The organism is Arthrobacter sp. CAN_A212 (assembly GCF_015752345.1).
Classification (GTDB): domain Bacteria; phylum Actinomycetota; class Actinomycetes; order Actinomycetales; family Micrococcaceae; genus Arthrobacter_D.
This window is the reverse complement of sequence record NZ_JADOUT010000039.1, coordinates 1-8,545: the sequence shown is the minus strand read 5'-3', so window position 1 is coordinate 8,545 and position 8,545 is coordinate 1. Positions and strand designations below refer to the sequence as shown.

The window sequence follows — 8,545 nt, the reverse complement described above, 5'->3', positions numbered from 1 at the left end:
GGGCGCCGAGCGGGCGGCGGTGCTCGCGCTGATCAACATTCCGGCGTACGCGGATCTGGCGATCGGCCAGATCTGGGCCCGCGAGCTCGATGAGGGTCGCTACTGGTGCTCAGTGTCCTCGATGTATCGGATCAAGGTGGTAGGCGATTCGGCCCAAACCCCGAGACCAGTCCCCGCTGGCCCCGCGCTGCGGGACCTGCGCGCAGAACCAGTCGCCGGACGCAAGACCCTGAACTTCGCCATGGGCATGGCCGGCAACATGGGCGGTGACGCTGCCACGATGGGTGGTATGGGCAGCGGGGAGGACACCATGATGGCCTTCACCATCAACGGCCAGGAATTCAACCCAGAACGAACCGACACCCCGGTCACGGCCGGAACAGTCGAGGAATGGACCCTGATCAACTCCAGTCCCATGGATCACCCCATACACCTGCACGTGTGGCCCATGCAGATCATCGACGACGGTGACCGCGACGTCTCCGAACCGAGGTGGCAGGACGTCGTCAACGTCCCGGCCCGCGGGCAGGTGAAAGTCCTCATCGCTTTCGAAGACTTCCCCGGACGCACCGTCTACCACTGCCACATCCTCGACCACGAAGACCAAGGCATGATGGGCACCGTCGAAGCCCGCTGAGGCTAGGTGCTACCGGAGGACGACGCCGCTGCACGGACCTCAGCGCCCGACAGCTGCCCCCGGGGGTAACGGTGACATTGGACCATGTGCAACGATCCCGTCCCCATCGGGGACGCATCAGGAGGATCGCACCAGCTGCGCTGCGCTGTCGGCCAGGACCAGCGCTGGGTGTGCTGGGATCGAGCCGCCAAAAAATGGCCGGTTGAAGTCCACCCCGAAGGCGGACCGCAAGACGTCCCGGCAATCTGCATGCCGCCGACGGCTAGCAAACCCGGCATCATCGAGTAATGCATTCTGAGTGACCATGTGCTTGCTGCTACCACCCGGGCAGCGCCGCGAGGGACGTTAGGGGCGGCTTGTGCACACCGTTCGCGGGGCAGGGCGTAAACAAGCCGGGAGGATCACCGCGAAGGAATCAGCGGATGTGGAAGCCCGCCTGGGTTACGGGTACCGTCTCGGCCCTGCCCCCTCCACAGTTGGCGGCTCCGGGACCGACCTGGGGGAGCGAGAAGTTCTGCGCACCTTCTGTGTCCAAGGTGAAGGCCACCATCTTGCCGTCCAGGACAACACCGGCGGCCGTCTCGCCCTTGGTGATGATTCCACTGACTTCTGTCCGGCCGTCATTGAACTCCAGGCAGGTCAACCGGGCCGTGAAGTGGGATAACCCTGACGGGCTCTGATGCGTGAAGGACAGGCGTCCGGCGGCCACACCGTCGCTGCCGAGTTTGCCTTCCACCGACAACCTCCGCTGGTCTTCCGGCAGGGAGCTCACGGCTGCCCCATTGATGCGATGAACCTCGCTGGCGCTGGTGCTGGAGTTGGTGCGGGGGGTGCCGTCCGAGTCCGCGAAAGCCGGACTCGGAGCGAGCAACGCCAAAACGGCGATGCTCATTGGGGCGAGGAACGTTCGTAGCCGCACGATAGTCTCCTAAAGAAAATGAATGACAAATAATCTACCCACCCTATCCATGTGACAGATCGAGGTTCTGTAATCCAGCACACTGACGCCGACCCATCCACACCACTGTCAGCGCTATGTGGCGGGTCCAGCCCAGTGCTTTTTTATGGCCGCGGTGACCGCCTTCGCGGGTGTTCGGCAAGAGTGGCGCGTAGGAACCTTGATCGCGGGCTACGCGCCCGTTCCGGTCGTCCGTGGTGTCACCTTCGGTCCTCGTCAGAGCACGTCGTTGGTTCCCATGCTCAGGTACCGGTACACAGTTGCCCGGCTGGCCCCGATGATCTTCCCAATATCAGCCGGAGCAAGACCCTGGGCCTTCAGATCACGGGCGCGCTTGACCAACGCATGAGCGGCGGTGACTTCCCGCCGCCCGGCCTTCCGCCCATGTTCAGCTGCTACGGCCATGCCGGCCCTTGTCCGCTCGGCCAGCTGGTCGCGCTCGAGCTGAGCGAACGCGGACATCACGGTCAGCATGGCCCTGCCCATCGGACCCGTCGTACTGATGCCTTCCGTGACGCTGCGGAAGTGCACCTCCCGGTGTTCGAGATCATCGATGAGGGCCAGCAGGTTTCGGGTGTTGCGCCCTAACCTGTCCAGCTTCCACACCACCACCTCATCTCCCTCCCGAAGATGATCGAGCAGTTTATCCAGTTCAGGCCTGCTGGCCCTCGTCCCGCTCACACCATGGTCCGTAAAAACCCGCCTGCAGCCCGCGGCCGCTAACGCCGCGTGCTGCAGGTCCGCGTTCTGGTCCAGGGTGCTGACCCTCGCATACCCGATACTGCCCACGCCCACTCCCCTATTAGCTCATCCAAGGCCCTAATCCGCTTTTTTGAGAATAGTCCATGTGAGACACATTGCTGAGACACGACACGCCTCCGGGAATTGCCGCAAATGCTGGACTCCGACCAACCGCAGCCGGGCCCGCCGTCACGTCCTGACAAAGGATCCTTGAGGGCACAATTACGCGACTGGCCCACAGGACAGCTGGGAGATCGAAAGTTGGCCTGGTCTGGCGGTATAGGGTGACAAACGATTTAGTCCCCCGGTTCGCTGCTGTGAGTCCAATGTCGGGAGACCAAGTGAACCCCGACGATGAAACTTTGAAGCCGAATCTCAGACGCCTGGGTGTGTCAGCCGAGGATCGATAAGGCTTGCGGAGCGCTGTCGATGGTGACGTCAATATAGGCGTTGACTGACTTCACTTCACCGTCGATCTGGTAGGGCATAGGCTTCAGCGTGGAGAATCGGTACTGCGTATAGCTCGGCTGGTCGCCAAGCCCTTTCGTGGTGGCACGCAGGGCGGCGAGCAAGACGCGCCACTTGGCCATGTGGGGGAATGTGATGACTTCGAACTTCCCGTCGACCGGTTGGTCCCCGGCCTCGCTGAGGGTCGCGTATTTCGCCATCTGCGAGATATTTGCGAACACCAGGCTATCGAATGAGCGTTGCTCGCCGTCAATCTGGCGGATCTCGAAGGGCTCAAACTTTGAGAAGGTCCGCACGACCGAAAACATCTCCCTCGCGGCTCCCTTGCTTGCCTTTTCCAAGTCAAACGCGACGACCGGGGTGAGGCCGAAGCCGATGTAGGAGTGCGCATACACGGGCTCTACCCCTGCTTTGTCCAGACTGAGACGTAGCAGATCAATCCGGCGTACCCTTCCGTCGGTGATGGCTTTCACCAGGGGTTTTTGACTGGTGACCCGGCTGTGGTCGTTCGCGTTACCTGCCGGCAGGACGGCGCAGACCGTGTCGTTGTTGTGACTGGCCATGACACCGTTAATGACCTCGTTGTACCCGCCGTCACCACTGACCGACACCACCAGAGCGTTTCTTGAGGATGCCGCTTCCCGGGCAAGTTCTACGGCATGACCGGCGTACTCGGTGGGCTGCAGCCTCACATTTTGTCCAGGTCGCGCAGACAGGACATCGTCCCGGAGTTCCTCTGCGAGTTTCGGTGCGTCCCCCGTGCTGTTGGGGTTGAAAACAATCGTGATTAGTGCGAAACCGTGCGGTGCATCCATGAGTGAAACCCTTTCGTAGCTGTTGGCCCTATCGCCTTGGTACTACCGCGTCCCTTCGTCCTGCTTCTTAGGGCGACCCGATGAAGCGAGGCGTATTTGCAGCGTGTTCTGGTAGGCAATCGTTGCTGTGGGTAACGAACCCGATGATGTGGTGTGCGACGGTGCCCGGTGCGCTGTGATGGACTGCGTGCGGTGCCCCTGCGACCACGGTCAGAGTGCTGTCGCTGGACGAGTCGGCGAGGCTGCGTGACCACGCGATGCCTGCGACCAGGTCACGGGATCCGCGCAGGATGAGGACGGGTTGGGTTGCACGGGGCAAACGTTCCTCTAAGCGGTAGGCCATGGCGATGCCTAGTTCCGCCAAGTACCATCGAGGCCCGCAGCGCAGGACATCCAGGAACTGGACGGCGTTGAGTAGCGGCTCCTCGAGGAAAGAGTTCAGGCCCAGTGTGAGCGCCTGCTGGGCGATGGTGCGTCGGCGCTCATCAACGGCTGCTCCGATGAGCACGAGGTGGGACACGAGGTCAGGTCGTTGGATGGCCAGTTCCGTTGCTGTTTGCACCCCCATCGAGTGCCCGACGATCGTGCAGGAGGAAACCCCTATGTCGTCCATGAGTGCTGCAACGAGCTCGGCGTTGGCGGGGTTGGTGACCTCGTCCGCTGGTCGGTGCGTCCAACCGTATCCGGGTAGATCGATCACGAGCACTCTCCCCTGCCGGGAAAGGTATCGACCCAGCCTCAGGAAGTACCGGTGGGACATGCCGATACCGTGGATGAGGACGAACACGGTACGGGCGGTCGGGACTGTGCCCGCCACTTCGTGGATCACACTGTGATGTTCGAGAAGGTACGCACGGCACTGACGATCACCGACCGTGATACTGCGCCAGTCCGGCTTCGTCACCGGGTTTTTTGCCCGCGCCGGAGCTGGCAGGGCGGGCCGCAGGGAGGTCTTGGTGTCTTCAGCGCTGGAGGGGATCCAGGTCCTGTTGCTTTGGAGGTGGGCGGAGGGGATGTCTTTGACCAGGTTGAGGATGGCGTTTGCGACCAGGGGTGCGCCGGTGCGGTGTGCGGCGTGGGGTTGGCCGGGTATCTCCGTTGCGCGTCCATCGGAGGCTCGTCGGGCAAGCTTCTGACACCATGCCCGGTTTGCGATCGGATCAAGGGACCCTCGGATAATCAGCACCGGCTGAGTGAGGCTGGCCACCTTATCATCGAGGCGATAGGTCAGCATGACGGGTAGTTCCGCTAGGTACCAGCGAATTCCGCACTTCAGGTAGGCCGCAGTGACCAGGAGATTGGTAACTGGTCGCTCGAGCAGGGTGTTGAAGGCTAGGACCAGGGAGTTCCGGGTAGCGGAAGGATGGGCAGTGTCCGTGACCGGACCGATGAGCACGATAGCTGAGACAAGCTTAGGGTGTTGCGCTGCGAGTTCGGTGACGAACTGGGCGCCCATGGAGTGCCCGATGACGACGCATCCGGAAAGCTGAGCATTTTTCAGTGCGTCTGCGATGACGTGTGCGTAATCAGAGACGCTGAGTTGTTGGGATGGTGTCGGTGTTCCTCCGAAGCCGGGAAGGTCGAACACGACGGTGTCACCGTAGGGGATCAGGTGTGCCTGTAACCGGGCGAAGTAGCGGTGTGACATTCCGATGCCATGCACAAACACGAAGACCGGCCGGACCCGGGAATCCGTAGATACCCTCTGTGATGTGTGCAGACGGTACGACACGTCAAGCGGCCCCCCGGCCCGCGCGGGAATGGTCGTCGCGAGGGCAGTCGTCTGCGAGGTGGTCATACCATGCAACGCAGCCAGTGCTGGGTTACCGGCTGGCCCGTTTCCGGTCCGTAGACGCGAGGCTCCGCCCCGAATGAGCGATCGGAAGTGCCTACTGAATCTGTTCGTCATAGGGTTGTCGAATCGCTTTCGAAGTATGGAAGGTGCGACGCTGCAGAAACTTCGGAGTCGCCGGTGCCGGTTGGTGCTCGAACAGCAAGTTCAATCCGGCGCCGAGTTTGCGATGTTTGGGTGTCATCCATGGGGTCCTTGGTGACTGCGAATGTGGTGAGGTGAATACTGTCCCGAATCCATGTATCCCGACCCACGTCATCGGTTGATCCCGCTGTTGTGGGAGAGGCAGTTGAAGGGCATCGATCCCCGCACCCGGAGTAAGTGGCCCGGGTGCGGGGATCATCGCGTCGTGCTAGGAGTTGTGGTGCTCGCGACTTCCGGACTTCGCCAGCCCGCGGGCGACCATGTAGCCGATCGTGAGGAAGGTGGTCAGCTCCATGCCCTGGTGTGCGTCGAACATGTCGATGCCTCATTGGTATTCGTATTGAGTATTCTCCTGAAGTGTCTTGGGGGGGGTGCCGTCATCGGCGGCGGATACCGTGCTCAGAGATGAGCCGATCCGCGGGTGAAGTGGAGTGCAAAATGGGCCGCAGTTTTCTCTACGGAATGCTCTACACCATAAAGTTAAGGCGTAGAGGCCAGGAAAGCAAGCCGACTTACTATCGACTTGCCAGAGACGGTTAGGGATCTATCTGAGCGAGCAGATGGAGCCTGCCTCACCGGGCGGGACAGGGCTGCGCAGCTATGTCCGTCTCAGATCCCACCGGTGGAGGCAACAGCACTCTGCGGACAGTTCGGAAGGGGCGAGCCAAGATCGCGACATTGGACTACCTGGTCCGAAGCCTGAGGCCAGATGGGCCCACTTCACGGTGCAAAAAGGGTCTCCACTTCGGTTTGACATTCTGATCCGTGCGGCCCGCAGGTCCACTACAGTGCAGGGCGCATCGAGGACGACGTCGAGTACCAGTTCAGTGGTCATTCCGCTCTCGAATCGCTGTGCCGCCCACGTCACCGTCGTCCCGTACGGCATGTCTCTCGCCGACGCGGGGCAGCGCATCGGGGACCGTCACCAGGAGGAATAGGGCGGATTTAAATTGATTGGATTCATGGGACCCCTGCACAGCATCGGGCGCTCCCATTAATCCTTTCCGCCTGCATGGTGAATCACCTAAGCGGCCCCTAGCCGTACGATCCGCCCGCCCTTGGGGTAAAGTTGTCAAGTGAGAATTCAAGCCAAACGCGGTGGCTCCCCGTGGCGGGGTCTCTTTGGCATCCCATTAATCACTACGGCTTCTTTCATGCTGCTGATGGTGGTTACGGCCGCTATCAACGGGTTGCCAGTGCGTGACCCGGACGGATTTCTCGGTCCGAGTTACGTCCGCCTACCGTTGATCGTTGTGCTGGTGATGGTGGCCGACGTAGTGCCGCGGGTGCTTGCCGGACGGCCGGATGTACGAGACTTGCTCCGCACAACCGGCACAATACTCAAATCGCGGTGGACGATGCCGCGGCTGGCAGCCATCACCGCCGGGCTGGCGAGTTTCTATCTCTCCTATGTGGCATACCGCAACCTGAAAAGCTTCCTACCATTTCTTCGGGATCGTCTGACGGACTCCATGCTGGTAGATACCGACAGGTGGTTCACCGGCGGCGGCAACCCAAGCGACATCCTCCACGAATTACTGGGAACGAGCTTCACCGCAGAGTTCCTCTCTGTTGTCTACGTATCCTTCTTGATCTTCGTTCCACTCTCGCTTGCCGTGGCAATGGTGTGGTCCGATGATTTCTCCCACGGGGCGTGGTACGTGAGCGCCCTGTGTTTCAACTGGATTCTCGGCACTGCCACGTATTATCTCCTACCGTCGTTAGGGCCGGTCTACGTCGAGGAGTCCTCGTTCGCCGATCTGCCGATCACCGCGACGTCGGAACTCCAAGATTCGCTGTACGAAAACCGGTTGGCGGTCCTCGTCGATCCGCATGCAACACAGGCGGTACATGGGATTGCCGCGTTCGCATCCCTGCACGTCTCAATCGTTTTTACAGCTGCACTCATGGCGCAACTGGTTGGTTTGCCAAAGCCGGTCCGATGGTCGTTGTGGGCTTACGTCGTGTTTACCGCTCTGGCGACCGTCTATTTCGGGTGGCACTACATACTCGACGTCCCGGCCGGACTTGCCATCGGCGGTTTATCCGTGTGGTTGGCCGCTCTTGCAACAGGCATCATTCGCTTCCCAAGTCGGCGCCGGAACATTCCGAAGCTTCGGCCCACGGCTTAGCGCAAGGTTTGAAGATGAGGTCTGAGGGGGACCAGTACGAGGTGGGAGCCGAGGCGTGGTAGTCAAATAAAACGTGCATCCAATGCATGCAGTGGAAACTGATGGTGCATGTTCTCACCTGGATTACCCTCGCCCGGCGCAACGGTGGTCTTCACCTACCTTCTGCTATGGCTTTTGAGCGCCTCCTTCAAACCCCGTTCGGACGTCTTTGGCAATAAACTGATACCGGAATCGTTCACCTTTCAGAACTATCTGACGGTCTGGCAGAAAGCCCCGCTGGCTCTGTGGATAGGGAACACCTGGTTGAAGGTCTGGAATTCTTGGTTACGTTGATGCGGACCGTGTGAAGATTGGAAGAACACGGGATAGCAAACAAGATCCTCACAGACCCACCCGGGAGCATGAACCGCGTCGCAACCGAACTTTTGGAGTTACGAAACCGTCGCAGTGCGTGAATCAGGTGCTTCCCGAAATGTTGACGATATTGCTGGACATTGACAACGATGTGTCTGCACCTCGGCGCTTCGACTAACTCAAAGGAACAACGTTCCATGGCCATTCTTACGATCAATACTTGGGTTGAACACTTCGTAGAGCGCCTGGACGGAATCTGTCAAGGCGTTTGAGACACAGCTAAGTGGTTAGGCGTGTGCGGGGACCTCGCTTTGCTGGGGCTGGTTGATCCACGCCGCCGTGGGGCCCACCGGCGGCGCCGGCGGTTGACCGAACCGGTGCGGGGTCGCCGCGTAGGCGTCCTGGAGCACCGCGGCCCGGCGGCCCTGGATGGCCGCGTAGGTG

The 8,545-nt window shown here is 60.7% G+C and carries 6 protein-coding genes; 2 read left to right on the top strand and 4 right to left on the bottom strand.

The window, feature by feature from the left end:
* Positions 1-637: multicopper oxidase domain-containing protein (locus IWX64_RS16120; RefSeq protein ID WP_196868145.1), on the top strand; the 637-nt coding region annotated here is incomplete at its 5' end.
* 415 nt (positions 638-1,052) lie between these two features.
* On the opposite strand, the gene IWX64_RS16115 is transcribed toward IWX64_RS16120, so the two are convergent.
* The 4 genes from IWX64_RS16115 to IWX64_RS16100 form a co-directional block, all read right to left on the bottom strand.
* Complete coding sequence (locus tag IWX64_RS16115) at positions 1,053-1,556, bottom strand: hypothetical protein (RefSeq protein ID WP_196868144.1); 504 nt, start codon at positions 1,554-1,556, stop codon at positions 1,053-1,055.
* A 255-nt stretch (positions 1,557-1,811) separates the two neighbouring features.
* On the bottom strand, positions 1,812-2,384 hold the full coding sequence (locus IWX64_RS16110; RefSeq protein WP_196868143.1) for a recombinase family protein: 573 nt from the start codon (positions 2,382-2,384) through the stop codon (positions 1,812-1,814).
* A 344-nt stretch (positions 2,385-2,728) separates the two neighbouring features.
* On the bottom strand, positions 2,729-3,619 hold the full coding sequence (locus tag IWX64_RS16105) for a diacylglycerol/lipid kinase family protein (RefSeq protein ID WP_196868142.1): 891 nt from the start codon (positions 3,617-3,619) through the stop codon (positions 2,729-2,731).
* Between the two features lie 67 nt (positions 3,620-3,686).
* A complete protein-coding gene (locus IWX64_RS16100; RefSeq protein ID WP_196868141.1) occupies positions 3,687-5,417 on the bottom strand; it encodes an alpha/beta fold hydrolase in 1,731 nt (576 codons plus the stop codon).
* A gap of 1,274 nt (positions 5,418-6,691) precedes the next feature.
* Between IWX64_RS16100 and IWX64_RS16095 the strand changes: the two genes are divergently transcribed.
* Positions 6,692-7,747 (top strand): phosphatase PAP2 family protein, encoded by a 1,056-nt coding sequence (locus IWX64_RS16095; protein WP_196868140.1) that lies wholly within the window; start codon positions 6,692-6,694, stop codon positions 7,745-7,747.
* Positions 7,748-8,545: the final 798 nt, after the last annotated feature.